A 19,330-nucleotide genomic window follows, 5' to 3' on the forward strand; every position below is an offset into this window, starting at 1 on the left:
TCAAACAAATATTAATATATACAGTTTACATAAAAGTTACAGATACGCATGTTGTAAGCCAGTTGCCAAGCGTAAGCCTTTAAATTGTTTACCAATATCCGGCTTTAAAAATAAACAGCATTATTATCAACGCAATTTTAACATCTAAATTTTAAGTTAACAAAGTGTAAAGCCATTTTTTTAAATATGAGCAACATGATTGGTAAATTCAGGATAAGCAATGGTAAAAAGTTTTCACTTAATGATTTTGACGCGGGATATGCCGATGGTTTTGAAAAAGAGGATGCTAAAGAAGTTTTAAGCGGGCTAATTGAAGAAACTTTTGATTTGCAAACTGAACTATATGCGGCTAATAAATATGCTTTATTGATAATTTTTCAGGCGATGGATGCGGCAGGTAAAGACAGTGCTATCGCGCATACCTTGTCGGGTTTAAACCCACAGGGCTGTCAGGTTTATAGCTTTAAACAACCCAGTACTGAAGATTACGAGCATGACTTTTTATGGCGGCATTACCGTGCGCTGCCCGAGCGTGGCCGCATCGGCATTCATAACCGTTCGCATTATGAAAATGTACTGATAACAAAAGTGCATCCGGAGCTACTGTTAAAAGAAAATTTGCCTGGTATTGATGATGTTAAACTTATTGATAATAAGTTTTGGGCCAAACGTTACGAAAGTATCCGGGCCTTTGAAAAGCATCTGACGGATAACGGAACGGTTATCATCAAGTTTTTTCTGCATTTATCAAAACATGAGCAAAAAGAGCGCTTTTTAAAACGGATAGATGACCCAAAAAAGAACTGGAAATTTTCGGCTGCAGATATTGAAGAACGGGAACGCTGGGGCGATTATATGGATGCTTACGAGAAAGCGATTCAGGAAACAGCCACCAAGAACAGTCCGTGGTATATTATACCAGCCGATAAAAAATGGTTTACACGGATCGCCATTTCATCAGTTATATTACAAACTTTGAAAGACCTGAAGTTGCAATATCCAGTTTTATCGAAAGAGGAGAAGGAAAAACTGGATGAATCAAAGAAATTGCTGGAAAAGGAATAGAGTTTACCGTCCTGTATATCTGCCAGGCACGGCAAACTTTAAGTATGATTAAATATTTGAAAACATTGATTGTGCTTTGTCGCCAATAAGGGGAATTGGTTTTTGATCGCCATTGATAGCACCGATAAACCCGATGATCCACAGTACAAATAATGCCACTTTAATTACCCAGTAAAGCGAATAACCAAGCGAAAAGCCGCCCGAAAAAAATACAGCTGCAAAAATGGCCCCTGCGGCATAATAAACTATAATGGAAACGATGTGAAATAATAAAGTTTGCCTTAGCTGATAACTCGCTAACGCTGTCTTATTATCCTTATAGATAGCGAAATAGGCTACAAGCCAACCAATAATTGTAAAGTAACTGACAATGCCGGCTGTTTTGCCGTCATCTTTTGATGGAAACTCGTTCATAGCGATAGGTTAATTTAAGATTTGGTGTTTTTTTAATAAAGCTAATTATATTTTATTATCAAATCATTAAATTCCCGATCAATTATCTGATCAATTTACCTTTACAAAATTTGCTTCATCAATAAAGCTGCTTTTTCCGTTCAATATAGCTATGGCCTTAACCGTGGTATTGGTCGAAATATTAACGGGTTGATTATAAAGCAGTGAATTGCTGTTTGGAATAGAACCGTCAAGTGTGTAATAAATTTTGGCTCCGGCATCTGCACTTTTTATCTGTATGCTGATTGGCTGCTTAAAATCTTTTGATGGTGCGATGATATAAGGATTAGCCACAATCAGGTCATCGGCTATTTTTGAAAATGGTTTTTCAATATCCTGTAAAAACATTTTGTTGGATAGCTTTCCGGTAAATACCTCAAATTCCCCTCCATCGGCAATATCATTATAGTTTAGGTATAGTTTGTTATAGGCTTTTTTAGCAAGGTTCATGCCCTGCAAGTAAATATTAGCCCTGCTTATGCTTGCTCCAGGATTGGTAATGGTGAACTTTTTATTGTTCTCCAGGTAAATAACCGCCTTATCAAACTGAGGGATACCTATCTGGAATTGGCTTTGACCTGGCGCAATATTATAAAAACCCAATGAGCTCATTACATACCAGGCCGACATTTGCCCGCAATCTTCGTTACCAGCCAGGCCATCTGGTTTTTCGCTATATTCCTCACGCAATATGCGATCAATATATAGCTGGGTTTTATCGGGCGAATCGGTGAAATTATATAGGTAAGCCATGTGGTGACTTGGTTCATTCCCATGAGCGTACTGGCCAATTAATCCGGTAACATCGGGTACCGCGTTGCCACTTAGCTTTGATTCAGTGGTAAACAGTTCATCAAGCTTGGTTTCAAAAACTTGTTTGCCGCCCATCCATGCCATTAAACTTTCCACATCCTGCGGTACCATGAATGCATATTGCCATGCATTACCCTCAGTATAATTGCGATTTACTTCTGTTGGTTCAAAAGGGGATACCCAGCCGCCGTTAACGCGGGCCTGCATAAAACCATTTTGGTTGTTATATACGTTTTTCCAATATTGGGCACGTTGTATATATTCTGTGTAATCCTGTGGTTTATCCAGCATTTTCGCCATTTGGGCTATACACCAGTCGTCATATGCATACTCCAGCGTTTTTGAAACTGAAAGATCTATCGTATCGGCCAACACTACACCATCATTGCGGTAATCATCTAAACCAAACTGATCACGGTTTACTGCCGCTTTCATAGCTGTAAAGGCCTTTGCGGCATCAAAATCACGAATCCCTTTTGCATAAGCATCTACAATAACTGGAATGGAGTGATTGCCAATCATGGCAAAAGTTTCATTACTGGCTAATGGCCACATTGGCAATAAACCGCCCTGCTCATACATGGCTAAAAAAGTTTTAATGAAATCGAGGGTCCGTTTTTTATCTATCAGGGTGAGCAGGGGATGTTCGGCCCTGTAAGTATCCCATAAAGAAAATACCGTATAATAATTAAATCCCTGTGCGGTATGTACTTTTTGATCTAAACCGCGGTATTGTCCGTCAACATCATTATAAATACTGGGGGCGAGCATTGTATGATAAAGCGCAGTATAAAATATGGTTTGTTTAATTTTAGCATAATCAGGAATTGCAGGTCTTTTTGCGTTTGGCTTATTGCTTACCCTGATGTCTGTTTGCGCCGCTTGAGTGGCTTGCGCTACGGTAGGGGCACCGCCTTCAACCTGTATTTTATTTAGTTCGGTATTCCAGGCAGTTTTTGCAGCCTTCTGTACCTTTTTAAAATCAAAATCCGGTACTTCGGCATCCAGGTTTTTTAAGGCACCGTCAGTGCTCACCGCTGATATGCCCACCTTGGCAATTACTTCGCCGGGGTTATCAAACTGGAGGTACATCTTGATATTTTTCCCCTCGAGTTTGTTTTTCCCTTCCTGTACCTGGTCATCACTGGCTATACCGTAAGTTTTAAATGGTTTTGAAAACTTAGCGTAAAAATACACCTGCTGATCTGCCGCCCATGATCCGGATTTTCGGAAACCTCGTATTTCATGGTCATTTACAACTTCTATCCAGGAGTCAAGCACCTCGTCGCGGTGTTGCAGGTCAATAATAATGTTGGCATTTGGGGTGGATGGGAAATTATAGCGGTGCACACCAACACGCGTAGTAGCCGTAAGCTCTACGCCAATGTTATATTTATCAAGCAGCGTTTTATAATAACCAGGAGATGCCTCCTCATTTTTCTTTTTAAAGCCCGACAGGTAATCTGTATTCTTAAACCGGGGTTCGCCGGTGGTGGGCATAAACAATACATCGCAATAATCCAGATCGCCAGTACCGCTTAAGTGGGTATGTGAAAAGCCATAAACAACGGTGTCGGTATAATGGTAACCAGAGCAGCCATCCCAGCCTGTTAAACGGGTATCCGGACTCAGCTGTACCATGCCGAAAGGCAGCACAGCGCCGGGATAAGTGTGTCCGTGCCCGCCCGTACCAATAAAAGGATCAACCAATTGGGCATAATCCTTTATTTTTTTATTCTCGGTTTTTTGTTTTTGTGCCGATGCAGTAAATACTACTGCGGATAATATGATAAATGTTAAAACGCTGCGGTGTGCAAATTTTAGAGCGGGCATATTGGTGAATGCTGTTTTATAATACGCAAATTAAAACTTAAATGCCATAACAAAAAACGCCCCGGTATTTACGAGGGCACTGAAAAAGTCTAAATAGGCAAAACGGGGTTGAAAAATTAGTTTTTCAACCCCGTTTTTTGTATCTTGAAGTGTCAAAAGAAAGCCACTACAAGATGCTCGTTCAACAACAAAAGATCCATTTTAGCGCGTTTTCGGGCTTATATGACCTGATCGTTCCTAAAGACAATCTTCTGCGGAAGATCAATGACCTGGTAGATTTTACCTTTATCTATGATGAACTGATCAGCAAATACAGCATTACTAACGGCCGGGCAGCAGAAAGCCCTGTACGGATGTTCAAGTATCTGTTGTTGAAAACGGTTTATACGGTTTCAGACGTTGATGTGGTTGAGCGTTCGCAGTATGATATGTCTTTCAAATATTTCCTTGATATGTCGCCTGAAGAAGAAGTTATTGATCCCAGTTCATTAACAAAGTTCAGAAAGCTGCGGCTAAAGGATAATGATCTGTTAAACCTGCTCATTGGTAAAACGGTCGCTATCGCTATTGAAAAAGGGGTCATCCGGTCCAGATCCATCATTGTTGATGCTACGCATTCCCTGTCACGATCAAACCCATATTCAGCATTGGAAGTATTGCGGGAACGCTCGAAACTGCTCCGCAAAGCGGTATATGCTATCGATGAAGACATGAAGGCCGGTATGCCTGAAAAGAACACAACTGACGAACTGGAAAAGGAACTGGCTTATTGCAGCGCGCTGGAAAAGCACATCGAAGCTGATCAAACGTTAAGCCAGATACCTGCGGTGAAGGAAAAGCTGAACCTGCTGAAGGAAACGGTAGCGGATACGCAGGATCATTATACATTATCTAAAGACAGGGATGCCAAAACAGGGCATAAATCAGCTGACAACTCATTCTTTGGTTACAAGACCCATCTGGCGATGACCGAAGAACGCATCATTACCGCTGCGGTAATCACATCAGGTGAAAAAGGTGATGGGCCGGAACTTCCCAAGCTTCTGGAGATCAGTCAGAACAACGGCATTGAAGTAGAAAGGATCATCGGCGATTCGGCTTATTCAGGAAAAGAGAACCTTGCGTTAATGAACGGAGAGGATATTAAGGTGGTAGCCAAACTAAACCCAACCATTACCCAGGGGTTTAGAAAAGAAGAAGATAAGTTCGATTATAACAAAGACGCTGATATGTTCGTTTGCCCTGCAGGGCATTTGTCCATACGAAAATCAAGACAGGGAAAAAAGAACGTTGGAACAAATCAGACAGACACGTATTACTTTGATGTTGAAAAATGCAAAATCTGCCCATTTAGGGAGGGTTGCTACAAACCTGGGGCAAAAACCAAGACCTATTCTGTAAGCATAAAGTCAGACCTGCACCAACAACAGATGGCTTTTCAGGAAACGACACAATATAAGGAAAGCATCAAACACAGGTATAAGATCGAAGCCAAAAACAGTGAACTAAAAAACGTTCATGGTTATGACCGGGCGATAGCTTATGGTATCGAAAACATGCAGATGCAGGGCGCATTGGCCATCTTTACTGTCAATCTGAAAAGGATCATCAAACTGATCGCCTAAAAAACAATAAAAAGAGGTATTTAGCCGTTTTTTGCACTCCCCAAACTCCTATAGGCCCGTATTATCCACATTAAATCACCCACACAAAAGCAATCAGAACAAAAAAGCGACCAAGTAAAAGTTGCCTTTTCTCTTGATCGCTTTTCGTAATTCGTTTTATTGCACTACTTTTTCAGTGCCCTCGTATTTACCGGGGCGTTTTTTGTTATGGAGACTATGCATTTCGTACAACGCCCATTTTTTTCAATAGCTTGCGGTTTTCACGGCGATGTACCAGCCGGTGAACTATAGCATAAATAATAGGTAATATGAGCAAGGTAAGTATGGTTGATGTAACCAACCCTCCAATAACTACGATGGCTAGCGGTTTCTGTGTTTCGGAACCAATACCTGTTGATATAGCCGCCGGCATCAGACCTATAGCAGCCATCAGGGCCGTCATCACCACCGGGCGCACCCTGGAGATAACACCTTCCAATATAGCTTCATTCAGGTGCATGCGCTCTTCCAGGTTCTTTTTGAAAACAGAGACCAGGATTACACCATTCTGGATACAAACACCAAACAGCGCTATAAAACCAATACCTGCGGATATACTGAAATTGGTGCCGGTAATATGCAGTGCCAATATACCCCCAATAAGGGCGAATGGCACGTTCATGATAACCAGTGTAGCATCCTTGGCATTGCCGAAGGTTATAAACAGGATAAGGAAAATAACTAGTAAGCAAATAGGTACCACATGTGCCAATGTGTTTGATGCCCTAATCTGGTTTTCAAACTCACCGGCCCAAACATAGGAATATCCCTGATCAAGCTTTACTTGTTTGTTAACCTTTTGCTGGGCCTCGGCAATGGTACTGCCTAAATCGCGACCTCGTACCGAGAATTTTACAGCAATGTAACGTGTGTTATTATCCCTGTAAATAAAGGCAGGACCGGTAATTGTTCTGATAGTAGCAATCTCTTTTATGGCAATTTTTGATCCGTTAAGGGTAGGTACCATCAGGTTTTCAATCTTTTCCTGCGTATCGCGGAATTGTTTTTGATACCTTATTCTGATATCAAAGCGGCGCTCGCCCTCATACAACTCGGTAGCTGCCTTACCGCCAATGGCCATTTCTATTACAGAGTTAGCATCGGCGGTGGAAACACCGTAAAGGGCCATTTTGCGTTGGTCCAATTCAATCCGGAACTCAGGCTGACCTAAGTTACGCAGTACACCAAGATCATCAACCCCTTTTACGGTTTTAAGGACATTAAGCACTTTATCAGCTTTTTCATCAAGCGTTTTAAAATCGGGGCCGAATATTTTTACAGCTAAAGCAGCATTTACACCGGCTACGGCTTCTTCCACATTGTCGCGAATAGGTTGCGAATAGTTGAAAATGGCCCCAGGGATCTTGCTTAGCTGTTTATCCATCTGATCAATAAGCGCATCTTCGGTTAAGCCGCTTGGCCATTCCTTTTTGTTTTTAAGATCGACCTGTATCTGTACATCGAAAAAGCCCTTAGGGTCTGTACCATCGTTAGTACGGCCTACCTGTGCCAGCGTCTGCTTCACCTCCGGGAATTTGGCCAGTATCTGCATCATTTTCTGATTGATACTTTCGGCTTCGGACAGGGAAACACTCATTGGCAGCTCGGCTTCAACCCAAAGCGCGCCCTCGTTAAGATCTGGCAGGAACTCAGATCCCAGAAACTTAGCCGAGAAGAACGTAAGCGCCATAAACGCAATAGCTACAATTAAACTTAACTTAGGATTGCGATAAGTGTAATTGAACATGCGGCGAATACCGTTCTCGAAAAATATAACGATAGGGTTATGCTTTTCCCTAACATTTTTGCGCAGCAGGATGCTTGATAAGGCAGGTACCAGCGTTAAGGTGAATATAAGCGCACCCAATAGGGCAAAGCCCAATGTATAGGCCAGCGGACTAAACATTTTACCCTCCACCTTCTGAAACGCGAAAATGGGGATTAAACAAGTGATGATGATAAGCTTGGAAAAGAAGATAGCTTTACCCATTTCCGTGCCTACGTTTTTAAACAGCCCGAGTTTTGCCAGGCCGTTAAACTTCTGCATACCTACCTCTTTAGCCTTATGATCAAGGGCCACAAAAATACCTTCAACCATCACCACCGCACCATCTATGATGATACCAAAGTCAACCGCCCCCATCGATAACAAGTTGGCGCTCATGCCCTTTATTCGCATACATATAAAGGCAAATAATAGCGACAATGGGATAATAATGGCTACAGTAAGTGTGGTTCGCCAGTCGGCCATGAACAGGAACACGATTACGGTAACCAGGATGATACCCTCGCACAAGTTGTGGATCACCGTTTCGGTACAAAAGTCCATTAGGTTTGTACGGTCATAAAATGTATCGATCTTGACGTCTTTAGGTAAAACATTTTCGTTCAAATCTTTCACTTTAGCCCGTATCCTGTCGAGCACTTCGGCCGGGTTTTCGCCCTTGCGCATCACAATGATGCCTTCAATAACGTCTTGTTGCTTATCGCGGCTTACCTGGCCTAAACGAGGGAGGCCACTTTCTTTTATATCGGCAATATCTTTGGCAAGTATGGGTACATTGTTGACATTCTTAATGATGATGTTCTGTATCTCCTCAATGTTATTAATGATACCTATACCTCTAACCACATAAGCCTGATCATTCTTTTCAATCACATCGCCACCCACATTAATATTGGTGCGGTTTATGGCATTATAAACATCAAGAGAGGTAAGGCCATATTTTTGCAGCAGGGCAGGATTTACGCTTACTTCATAGGTTTTTTCCTCACCACCGAAACTGTTTACGTCGGCAACGCCCGGTACTGATTTAAACTGGCGATCAAGAATCCAATCCTGTATGGCAGTTAATTCGTGTATTGATTTGGTATGGCTTTTAAGTGTATAGCGATAGATTTCGCCTGTAGGTCCATAAGGAGGTTCAACTTCGGGTTTTACACCATCGGGCAAATCTGCATTGCCCAGACGGCTCAGTACCTGCTGGCGGGCAAAGGCATCGTCAACATCATCATCAAAAATGATGCGCACATAAGATAAACCAAATGCCGATGTAGTACGCAGGTTGGCTTTTTTTTGCACCGAATTTAATACCGTTTCCATAGGAATCGTGATCATTTTTTCCACCTCTTCGGCACTGCGCCCCGGCCATTGGGCTATGATAATGATCTGGGTATTGGTTACATCGGGAAATGTTTCAATAGGTGTGTTCATGTAACTCCACACACCAATCACTACAAGCACCAGTGTCATGAAAAACACAAACACGCGGTGCCTTAGTGAGAAATAGATTATATTTTTAATGAATTTGTTCATTTTAGTATCAGGTATTTAGTATCAGGTAGCAAGTACAGATATTAAATAGTGTTAGTTATTAAGCATCCTTGATCTGTAACTCGGATACAACTTATTCTTGTTTATTCTCCTGTTAAAGAATCATACAATAACAGCTGATTTTTGGAGATCACCTTATCACCGGCCTTAAGGCCCGAAGCAATGTAGGTAGTATCGCCCACGGTTTTAATGATGCTAACTTCCCGCAGTTTTAAATCGCACTTGTCGTTATATACAATCACAAAATTCCTGCTGTTATCAAATACTACTGCTTTTGCCGGTACCGATACCGATTGGGCCCTTTCACTATTGGTGATAATCACGTTGGTGAACATTTCGGGCTTCAGTAACATATTGGTATTCGGCAATACTATCTTGATCTTCATTACCTTGTTATCCGGATCAAGTACCGAGCTTACAGCATCTACCTTGCCGGTGAAAACCTTATCGGGATAGGCTACGGTAGTAACCTTGGCTTCATAACCTGTTTTAACCTTGCTAATGTCAGATTCAAACACGTTGGCCCAGATCCAAACATCCTTCATGTTTGAAATGGTAAACATGCTGTTATTGTTATCCGGACGGATAAAACTCCCCGAAGTGATATTTTTTTCGACGATATAACCGCTCTCAGGCGCTTTAATAACCAGTGTACCACCTGCATTGGTATTACCTCCGCCGTTAATGGCAATTTGCTGTTGTACCTTGCTATTTGCTGCAACTGCCTTATTGTAGTTTTCTTTTGCTTCGGTATAATCACGTTCGCTTGATATGCCGTTTTTGTATAAATATTCGGCCTGCTCTAACTGGCGTTTGGCAATGGCAAGGTCTGATTTGGTAGCAGTTAAGTCGGTATAATTACCAGCAACATCAGCACTGCGCACAATAGCCAGTGTTTGGCCTTTGGTAACCTTATCGCCCAGCGAAACCTTAACGTCCAACACCTGCCCGCCGGCAAATGGGAATACTTTAACCACATTATTGTCATCATAAGATACCTCGCCCGAAAGGCTTAGTTCATCTTTCATGGTGGTTGTTTTTGCAGTGTCAATGGTTATCATGTGCGCCATGGAGTCGCTAACACAAACCTGTTTGTTTTCTGCTACGGGTTGCGGCTTACCTTTGCAGGCGGCAAGCAATAGTAAAGCGGAGATGCCGGATAACAGCGTTTCTCTTTTCATCATTATTTTATTTATAAAAATTTATCAGGATTTAATTACAGTGGTGCCGGTGGCAAAATTCAGATCGGCAATGGCTTTTTGGAGGTTGTATTGCTGTTGCAATATTTTAAGCTTGGTATCTTTATAAGTATCAAAAAAATCAACAAACTCAACCAGGCTTATTTGTCGTTGCTGAAAGCTTTTGAGCATGCTGTTAAATAACTTATCATACTGTTCATTAAACTCAACCTGCTGCGTTGTGAAAAGCTGCTGGTTTAATTTATATTGATTTACAGCGGCTACCACATCGTTTTTAAGCTGCAGCTCGTTTTGCTTCAGTGTGCTTTCCTGGCTTTGGATATTGTATTTGGCCGATTTAATATTGCCTTGGTTACGGTTAAAGAAGGGCAGGGGCAAACCAATTTCTAATCCATAATAATTAGGCGCGTAGCTGCTGTTTTTGTCATACGACGCGCCAATGGTTATATCCGGAACAGCCAATGCTTTTTGATAAGCCAGGTTGTGTGTGGCCGAATTAAGCTGGTATTGGTTTGACAGGTAATCGGGTCTGCTGGTTTTAGCCTGTTCGATTAAAGCAGGGATATCAAGCGCTACAGTTTCGACGGGTTTGTCGTTAATAATGGGATCAACAAACGCAGTTTCTTTGGTTTGCAACAGGGCTTTTAATTCTGTTTGCAGATCATTGATCTGGCGGTTGTTCTCTACCATATCATTCTGCAAGCCAAAAAGCAAAGCTTTAAGCCTGATCAGATCTTTCATGGATGTGTTACCCGCGTCATAAGATTTCTGGATGGCCTGAACCAGGTTTGTAGCTGATGTGATCTCGTTCTGATAAACCTTTTCCTGAGCATTCAGGGTAGCCAGCTGACTAAAGTCGAGTTGCAGGTTATATTTCAGGTTGCGCATCAAATCGTTAAAGGCAGCCTCTTGCACCATGGCGTCGTCTTTAGCCATCTGTACCTGTTTGCCGCGTTTACCAGCGGTGGTAAACACCTGGCTTAGCTGAACAAATACTTGTCCGCTGCCATTGCTATGATCAAAAAACTTACTACCGCTGGTATGTATATTTTGATCGGTGCTAAGGGTGGGATTGTCCCAAAGTTTGGCTTGCTGTATGAGCGCTTTCGATGCCTCTACATTGTATTTCTGAGCCAAAAGGCTTAAATTATTTTCAAGAAATTGTTTTTCAGCATCTTGAAAGGTAATCTTAACGGTGTCGGTTTGGCCATTGGCCCGGTTAGCAGTAAAACTAAGAAGTGAGACTGATAAAAAAAGCAGGGTTTTTATTTTAAACATGATCCTCGTCTATTCAACGCTACAAAAATTCGGAACGGATATGAATTTTCTATGAAGACCAGATATAGATAATGAACAGAGTTATAGATGTTACATTTGAGGCGCAACTGAATAAATCGGGCATAGTATCCCCCTGCAAATTCTAAAAAAATTACAGTTAAGAAAAAAATTAAGGACTGAGAAAACTGAAGTTATTTTATTTCAAAATCATCAGCATCTTTTAGGAAAGGCAGGGCCCTGCGCGCTTTTTTTACTTCGTCGGCTATGATAGAGAACGTATACACATCATCTTCATCGCGCTTGTAATATACCACATTGCCATTGGGGTCAATACAAGTAGAATCGCCAGAGTGATAAACCTCGTTGCCATCGTGCCCAACGCGGTTAACACCAATTACATAAGTTTGGTTTTCAACAGCGCGTGCAGGTAATAGGGTACGCCAATGCAACGCCCTACGCTCGGGCCAGTTGGCTACTATAATGAGCAGGTCATAAGCGTTTTCGCCAACATTGCGCAGCCACACCGGAAAACGCAAATCGTAACATATAACCGGGCAAATTATCCATCCCTTCAATTCAACAAAAAGTTTTTCGGTACCTGCAGTATAAGTATTATGTTCTTTGCCAAGGGCAAAAAGGTGGCGTTTATCGTAATGTTCATAGGTGCCATCGGGGCGCATCCAGATGAGGCGGTTGTAATATTTATCAGCTTCTTTTATAATAATGCTGCCTGTTACCACACAATCATACTGCTGCGCGGTTTTGTGCATCCACTTCATGGTTTTACCATCCATAGGCTCAGCAAGTTTTTCGGCGTCCATAGTAAAGCCGGTGCTGAACATTTCTGGCAGTATAATCAGTTCTGTTTTTTCACGTATACCACCTGATAATCTCAATGAGATATTCTGTAAATTTTTATCGGTATTTTCCCAAAAGAGGTAGCCTTGAAAAACAGTAATTTTAAGATTATCCATAAGCGTTTTTTAGTCGCAGCACTATAGTCAATAGTCTTGCGATGTTTTATAAAGTTAACGTATGGTGGTAATTATCCACAGGTTTATTTTGTTGGCAATTTAAACTTTCATTAACCTATCAACGGCTTTATCTAAAGTTTCTTGTCTTTTGGCAAAACAAAACCTTAGTACATGATGATCTATCCCTTTGGTATAAAAAGCCGAAACCGGTATGGAGGCAACACCATTTTCCTTAGCCATTCGTATAGCAAATTCAGCATCTTTATCATGGGTTATTGCATTGTAACGTACTGACTGAAAATATGATCCGAAGCAAGGTAATAGTTCAAACCGGGTTTGCTCCAGGCCCTTGCGAAAGTAATCTCTCTTCTGCTGAAAAAAATCGGGCAGGCCCATATATGTTTCTTCTCTTTTCAGATATTCGGCTATAGCATATTGTATAGGGGTATTCACCGCGAACACCAAAAACTGGTGTATCTTCCTGAACTCCTGCATCAGGTATTCAGGCGCCATACAATAACCAATTTTCCACCCGGTAGCATGAAAAGGTTTGCCAAATGATGCCACAATAAAACTGCGCTGCTGTAACTCCGGATAGCGCGCCATACTATGATGAATTTCGCCATCATATATCAGGTGTTCATACACTTCGTCGCTTAAAATCAATATATCCTGATTTTTTACTATGGCGCTCAGCTCATCAATATCTTCTTTATGAAGAATAGTAGAAGTTGGATTATGCGGCGAGTTAAGGATGATCATTTTTGTTTTATGATTGATCAGCCTTTTAACCATATCCCAGGCAATACGGTAGTTTGGCGGTTCGAGCGCTAATGATTTTACAACACCGCCCATTAGTTTAATAGCGGGTGCATAACAATCAAAGGCAGGCTCAAATATGATCACTTCATCATTAGGATGTATAACAGCACTTATAGCAGTAAATATTGCTTGTGTACCACCAGCAGTTATCGTGATCTCGGTATCGGGATTATAAACAGCGCCGTATAGCTTTTCGGTTTTCTCGGCAATTCTTTCACGTAGGCTCATCACTCCGGCCATAGGAGCGTACTGATTATGGCCATTTTTCATGGCTTGGTTTACCAGCTCAATAAGCTCAGGGGAACAGTCATAATCAGGAAAACCCTGCGAAAGATTTATTGCACCAGTATCGTTGGCCAGGGCCGACATAATGGTGAATATGGTTGTGCCGGTTTGGGGGAGTTTTGAAACAACAGGTATCATCAGGCGCCAAAATTAAGCAAAAAACGATAAAGGGTAACACGTAAAACTACGCTTTTTTTGTTTGCTGAAATTATTTAACCTTATACGAAAATTGATCAAACTATGTGAATTACTGCGTATAAAGCTGCTAATGATATGGTTACCCATAATAATATACCCTGTAGTAAAAGTTTGAAACCTACAGACAGGAGTACTGTGCGTGACAGGCCTGCGCCTATTAAAAACAAGGTAAGTGTTAAGCCCGATTTGGCTATTTTTATAAAAACAGGACTAACTATAGCCACCGCGGGTAGGTAGGTGTTAAGAATCATGGCCAGGATAAATAACCCGATAAAATAAGGGATCTTTATTTTTTTTGAATTATTTTTGAAAGCAAACGACGACAGGAAAGCTACGGGAATTATCCATAATGCCCTTGCAAGTTTTACCGTTGTGGCTACTTCTAAAGCATGCGTGCCATATTTGCTGGCTGCACCTACTACCGAACTGGTATCATGAATTGCAATGGCGCACCATAGGCCAAATTGAGTTTGGGTAAGATTTAAATGATGCCCAATTACCGGAAATATAAACAACGCTACAGAATTAAGAATAAAAACACAGCCCAGGGCTACTGATATTAGTTTTTCTTCGGCTTTAATTACAGGTGATATTGCTGCTATAGCACTGCCACCACAAATAGCCGTCCCTGATGAGATCAAGAATGAGGTTTTCTTTTCGATATTAAACCATTTGCCAATAAAATATCCTAAAATTAAAGTGCTGGTAATGGATGCTATAGTAAATAATATACCTTCTTTACCTGCCTGAAGGGCGCTGTGTACATTCATTCCGAACCCTAAGCCAACTACCGATATCTGAAGTAGAAGATGAGTGGCTTTATGATTAAGATGCAGATAGGGATGCCCTGTAAATTGTGCTATAACTAAACCCATTAAAAGTGCAGCTGCCGGATTTATAAATGGGGTTAAACAAAGTATTGCGCAGATGATAAATATAATTATACGAGCATTTGAATTTACCTGGAGTAACAGGTTATTGGTATTATCGGTGATTTGATTTTGCGTATGCATGTGATGTTCATTAATTATATCACAAAAGTGACAGTTTGTTCGATGCTATTTTCATCACAAAACGCAATCCGTAATAACTTTTAGTTATTTGGTTGTATATTTATGGCTGAATAATTGCAATTACTGAAATTATTTCTACGGTTAATATTTCTTAAAGTTATAATAACCACCTTTAACTGTGTGTTTCATTAATTACAATAGATGTGCAAACAATTATTTATAATTTGGACTTCCTATAGAAGAATCATCATTTATTTTTTTGTAAATTGAAGTCATGAAAAACGCATTTGTAACAGGTTTGGTTATGGGGATTTTTAGCGGGACCTGGCTATTCGTAATGCACGCGTTTGGGTATAGTAATTCTGGTAACCGTGTTGACCCAATTGAATATTTATCCATTTTAATACCGTTGGTAGGGGTTTACATCGGTGTGAAGAGTTATAAGGAGAATGAAAAGCACAATAGTCTTAGTTTTTTTGAAGCATTGTTTCAAAGTTTTAAGATACTATTAATAGGCGGTGGCTTTGCCTGCCTTGCGGGGCTTGTTTACCTGAATTATGTTGATCAGGGAAATAACTTTCTTGATTTTTCGGGCCGGTTGTTTGGAGGATTGCTGATAGGGATATTGATTTGTGTGACGGTATCATTGGCGCTTATGAACAGGTCAAGTAAACTTGATTAGAGATTACCTTATCTGTTAAACCGGAATATATCTGCATAAGGGTTCTTTTTACCGAGTATCAGGTCATGAATAATTAGAGCTGCTATAACACTAAAAGTTATTCCATTACCCCCAAAACCTAAAGCAAAATAGGTATTAGGTCTTTCGGGTATCGAGCCAATGTAAGGTAATCCATCTTTAGTGGACGCAAATGCCCCAGCCCAGCTAAAATCGGGTACAAGAGGTATGTGCGGCATTTTTTTTAAAAATGCTTTCTTTAATAATTCAGTTTTTCTGATAATTACCGATGGCAAAATATGAGGGTTATGAAATGGATCATCACGGCCTCCAATCAGGATGCGGTTTTCGCTAACCACCCTAAAGTACATATAAGGTTCCGCGGTTTCCCAGATCAGGCTGTTTTTGTGCCAGAAAAAATCCTCAGAAACAGGTTCCGAAACCATGGCATAAGTGGAGTTAATGTCGGCTATTTTTTTAGGAATATAATGCAGGCTCTCATATCCGCAGGCTATTATCAGTTTTTTTGCCTTTATGGTTAAGTTATTAGTGGTAAGTAACAACACACGTTGTTTGGTATGTTCTATGTGTTTTATAGCAGTGTTATTATAAACCTTATGACCAGCCTCCTGAAAATTGTTAAATAAAGCATGAGTAAGTAAATAAGCATCAACTTCGCCGCCATCTGCCGAAAACAAGCCCCCGGGCGCATCAAAGCCAAATATCTTTTTAACATCGGTACTTTCAAGCCACTCTACCTTAAACCCGTGCTTTTTACGAAGCTTGAATTCTTCTGATAAATTTGTTTTGTGAGTTTTAAAGCTGGCATATTGCAGGCTTGGCCGTAGGTGAAAATCAAAAGCTGGTTTAAATGATTTGCACAGATCGTGAATATCATATATAGCCTTTCGGCAAAGCTCGTAACTTTTTATGGCATCTGTTTCGCCTACCAAATCCTTTAATTTGGTTAACGGGGTATCAATTTCATATTGTAAAAAAGCAGTGCTGGCAGCGGTACTGCCCATGCCGGCATGTTTTTTATCAAACACAGCCACTTTTAATCCTGAGTTACGCAAATGCCAGGCAGTTAATGCCGCACTGATACCAGCGCCCATAATAGCTATGTCTACCTGTAGATCATGTTGTAAAGAAGGGTAAGAGGCAACAATACCATTCTTCATCAGCCAGTAAGGGTGCTGTTCATACAGGTTCATATGCTTTTGAGGGATTTGTATAAAACAACATTGTTCAGTATTTAAAGTTTTACAACAACAATATTTGTGTAAATTGAGCTAATAGCATACTAAAATAAGACTCGGAAATTTTTTAAAAAAATTAAATCCCGTGCAAATGAACGAGTTAAACTTTAGCTTTAAACTTCTTTGAAAAAAAGTTTTGTAACTTAATTTAAAATCCTACTTTTGCAAACCCAATCGGGAACGGGATGTAGCGTAGCCCGGTATCGCGCCACATTTGGGATGTGGAGGCCGCAGGTTCGAATCCTGCCATCCCGACTAAAGCGATACCAATCGAAGTCAAGAACCCGCAAATCAGTGTGATTTGCGGTTTTTTTGTTTTATTTACCACCAAAAACCACCAATCAATATCAAAGAAGGATTTACTCACGCAATTGCTCACATCTTCGGGTCAATACAAATTCAAAGGGTCAGAAATTGACCGCAGTTTGAGCTACGGAAAATTGAACAAACAGATAGGGCAGCAGGTACGGCAAAAAGAGGCAGAGGAACAACGCCCATCTTTGGCACAGCAGCTAAGGGAGGTAATAAATAAAGAACCGGACAAAGAGCAATCCCATCACCAGCCAATCTTTAACCCGTTTGAACATCTGCCAGTGATTACACCGGAACCGGATGAACCTTACAGAAGAAGAAAAAGAAAAGGCCAAGACCAAGACCAAAGTCAGGGAATTAGTTATTAAAAATTATTAATCAATTGAATGGAGTAAATCATGAATTACAGTGAAGATAAAAACATGCAAGACGAAATCATAAACAGTTTAGCTAAGAAAGTTACCCAACTGGAAAACCGTCAGCACAAAGTAGAAGAAATGGAACTGGAAAAGCTGCAACCGAGGGTAAAGGATTTGGAAACAAAGGCAGCCAATGTGCACCATTTTAATATTAAAAATATTTGTTTGTAACAATATTATATCCGATTTTAGAAATCGGAAATTTAAATAAATAACCAACCTTATCACAATGAAAAATACTCCGCTATTGCAAGTCCATTTAAGGATTTGATCCGCTAACTGTATCTGATTTTAAACAAGCTAAGCTACTTTCTCCAATAAGGGACTGATATTGCCTTATGCTTCAGAAATACGAATCCCCTATAATATTAACACTAAACTTAAATCACTTCATGAAAGGTTTTTATTTGACTCTTTTTGTTAGTTTATTAACTGGATACCGCACTTATGCGCAAAATACATTTCCTTCAAGCGGGAATGTCGGGATTGGAACCACAACTCCTCAGGGAAAGCTTAACGTTATCGGACAAGAAGCAATCCGGATTACGGGTACAGGCGCCAGTGGTGTAGCCTCATTGGGATACCTTACTTTCTTTGATTCAAACAACACGGTACGACGTGGCTATTTGGGCGACGCCTCATCTGGTGATGCTAATATTTATCTTACCGCGGAAGCTGGCGGAGGCTTAACATTTGGTACCAATGGCATTGACCACCGAATGTTTATCAATACACTGGGTAACGTCGGGATTGGAACATTGACTCCTGTCACCCTATTAAGCGTTGCCGTTTCCAGTCCCAAAACCACAGTTGCCGGCAACGTTGCTTCATTCTTATCAACGAATGAAGCATCCGGCCCCTTTGGACTTCGAACAATGATTTACGGAGCGGCATCGATAGCTGACAGGTATGTAACATTACAAACTACTGATTACGCATTAACAGACGGGGGCAGTTTGGTATTGCAACCATCTGTTGGTAATGTGGGGGTGGGTACTGCCGACACCAAAGGCTATAAGTTTGCTGTAAACGGCAGTGCCATAGCTACCTCCATGACGGTTAAGTTATACGCCAACTGGCCCGATTATGTCTTTAAAAAAGACTACCAATTGCCATCACTATCAGAAGTGAAGACTTACATCGATCAGAACCAGCACCTGCCGGATATGCCATCAGAACGAGAGCTCGCTAAAGATGGGCTTAACCTGGGGGAGATGAATAAGCTATTGGTTAAAAAGGTGGAAGAATTGACTTTGTATTTGATTGAGAAGGAAAACAAAGACAAGCAGCAACAGGAACAAATCGACCAGTTAATAAAACAAGTTAAATCATTACGAAAAAAATAATTCAATTGAATCATGAAAAAGGTAGCCCTGACTCTTATCCTTATTTTATCCCTTTTCGCCATTCTTACATGCCCAGTGGGTTAATAACCCTGGTGGTACCATTTATACAACAACAGATAAAGTTAGTGTCGGGAACACTACACCTGTTGCCGGCTTAAGTACGGAAGCCGGAGAGAATGCAGCTATCGCCCCGTTGACGGTGGTTCCCAATGGTTCTGCATGGATCGGCGGATCAGGTACGACGGGCGGTATATTAACCTTTATGACCTAATCTTCCTGGGAGTAATATTTATCGGGCTGACTTTTGTCCTATTGCTTTGGTTCACCCAAAAGACAGGTAAGGCAGCAAACAGGTTCCTTGCCCTGGCAATGGCTGTCATCGTT

At 40.9% G+C, this 19,330-nt stretch carries 15 protein-coding genes and 1 tRNA gene; 7 read left to right on the forward strand and 9 right to left on the reverse strand.

Features of this window, described 5'->3' with window-relative positions:
- The first annotated feature begins 186 nt into the window (after positions 1 to 186).
- Positions 187 to 1,065, forward strand: coding sequence for a polyphosphate kinase 2 family protein (locus tag SNE25_RS15235; RefSeq protein WP_321565962.1), 879 nt, complete (start codon positions 187 to 189; stop codon positions 1,063 to 1,065).
- Positions 1,066 to 1,113: 48 nt separating this feature from the next.
- Here the strand turns inward: SNE25_RS15235 and SNE25_RS15240 are convergent, their stop codons facing one another.
- On the reverse strand, positions 1,114 to 1,479 hold the full coding sequence (locus tag SNE25_RS15240) for a DUF4870 domain-containing protein (protein WP_321565963.1): 366 nt from the start codon (positions 1,477 to 1,479) through the stop codon (positions 1,114 to 1,116).
- A gap of 90 nt (positions 1,480 to 1,569) precedes the next feature.
- Positions 1,570 to 4,164: a GH92 family glycosyl hydrolase gene (locus SNE25_RS15245; protein ID WP_321565964.1), complete on the reverse strand. Its 2,595-nt coding sequence runs from the start codon at positions 4,162 to 4,164 to the stop codon at positions 1,570 to 1,572.
- Positions 4,165 to 4,337: 173 nt separating this feature from the next.
- Here SNE25_RS15245 and SNE25_RS15250 point away from each other — a divergent pair, with 173 nt between their 5' ends.
- Positions 4,338 to 5,789, forward strand: coding sequence for an IS1182 family transposase (locus tag SNE25_RS15250; RefSeq protein WP_321565965.1), 1,452 nt, complete (start codon positions 4,338 to 4,340; stop codon positions 5,787 to 5,789).
- 214 nt (positions 5,790 to 6,003) lie between these two features.
- Here SNE25_RS15250 and SNE25_RS15255 read toward each other — a convergent pair whose 3' ends face one another.
- From SNE25_RS15255 to SNE25_RS15280, 6 genes are all read right to left on the reverse strand, one after another.
- Positions 6,004 to 9,144, reverse strand: coding sequence for an efflux RND transporter permease subunit (locus tag SNE25_RS15255; protein ID WP_321565966.1), 3,141 nt, complete (start codon positions 9,142 to 9,144; stop codon positions 6,004 to 6,006).
- A gap of 101 nt (positions 9,145 to 9,245) precedes the next feature.
- Positions 9,246 to 10,346: an efflux RND transporter periplasmic adaptor subunit gene (locus SNE25_RS15260; protein WP_321565967.1), complete on the reverse strand. Its 1,101-nt coding sequence runs from the start codon at positions 10,344 to 10,346 to the stop codon at positions 9,246 to 9,248.
- Positions 10,347 to 10,367: 21 nt separating this feature from the next.
- A complete protein-coding gene (locus SNE25_RS15265; protein ID WP_321565968.1) occupies positions 10,368 to 11,639 on the reverse strand; it encodes a TolC family protein in 1,272 nt (423 codons plus the stop codon).
- Between the two features lie 191 nt (positions 11,640 to 11,830).
- Complete coding sequence (locus tag SNE25_RS15270) at positions 11,831 to 12,613, reverse strand: amidohydrolase (RefSeq protein WP_321565969.1); 783 nt, start codon at positions 12,611 to 12,613, stop codon at positions 11,831 to 11,833.
- Positions 12,614 to 12,712: 99 nt separating this feature from the next.
- Positions 12,713 to 13,858, reverse strand: a complete 1,146-nt coding sequence (locus tag SNE25_RS15275; RefSeq protein WP_321565970.1) for a methionine aminotransferase — start codon at positions 13,856 to 13,858, stop codon at positions 12,713 to 12,715.
- 95 nt (positions 13,859 to 13,953) lie between these two features.
- Positions 13,954 to 14,931 carry a YeiH family protein gene (locus tag SNE25_RS15280; protein WP_321565971.1) on the reverse strand — a complete coding sequence of 326 codons (978 nt, stop codon included), beginning with the start codon at positions 14,929 to 14,931 and terminating at the stop codon, positions 13,954 to 13,956.
- A 274-nt stretch (positions 14,932 to 15,205) separates the two neighbouring features.
- Here SNE25_RS15280 and SNE25_RS15285 point away from each other — a divergent pair, with 274 nt between their 5' ends.
- A complete protein-coding gene (locus tag SNE25_RS15285) occupies positions 15,206 to 15,613 on the forward strand; it encodes a DUF4199 domain-containing protein (RefSeq protein WP_321565972.1) in 408 nt (135 codons plus the stop codon).
- A gap of 8 nt (positions 15,614 to 15,621) precedes the next feature.
- Here the strand turns inward: SNE25_RS15285 and SNE25_RS15290 are convergent, their stop codons facing one another.
- Entirely contained in the window at positions 15,622 to 16,824 is a 1,203-nt protein-coding gene (locus SNE25_RS15290; RefSeq protein ID WP_321565973.1) for an NAD(P)/FAD-dependent oxidoreductase, read from the reverse strand.
- 226 nt (positions 16,825 to 17,050) lie between these two features.
- On the opposite strand from SNE25_RS15290, the gene SNE25_RS15295 reads away from it, so the two are divergent.
- The 4 genes from SNE25_RS15295 (at position 17,051) to SNE25_RS15310 (ending at position 18,946) form a co-directional block, all read left to right on the forward strand.
- Positions 17,051 to 17,124 (forward strand) — tRNA-Pro (locus tag SNE25_RS15295).
- Complete coding sequence (locus SNE25_RS15300) at positions 17,091 to 17,549, forward strand: hypothetical protein (protein ID WP_321565974.1); 459 nt, start codon at positions 17,091 to 17,093, stop codon at positions 17,547 to 17,549. The genes SNE25_RS15295 and SNE25_RS15300 overlap by 34 nt, the downstream gene beginning before the upstream one ends.
- A 30-nt stretch (positions 17,550 to 17,579) precedes the next feature.
- Positions 17,580 to 17,771 carry a hypothetical protein gene (locus tag SNE25_RS15305; RefSeq protein WP_321565975.1) on the forward strand — a complete coding sequence of 64 codons (192 nt, stop codon included), beginning with the start codon at positions 17,580 to 17,582 and terminating at the stop codon, positions 17,769 to 17,771.
- A 221-nt stretch (positions 17,772 to 17,992) separates the two neighbouring features.
- A complete protein-coding gene (locus SNE25_RS15310; protein ID WP_321565976.1) occupies positions 17,993 to 18,946 on the forward strand; it encodes a hypothetical protein in 954 nt (317 codons plus the stop codon).
- The last annotated feature ends 384 nt before the right edge of the window (positions 18,947 to 19,330 follow it).

Source organism: Mucilaginibacter sabulilitoris (assembly GCF_034262375.1).
Lineage (GTDB): Bacteria > Bacteroidota > Bacteroidia > Sphingobacteriales > Sphingobacteriaceae > Mucilaginibacter > Mucilaginibacter sabulilitoris.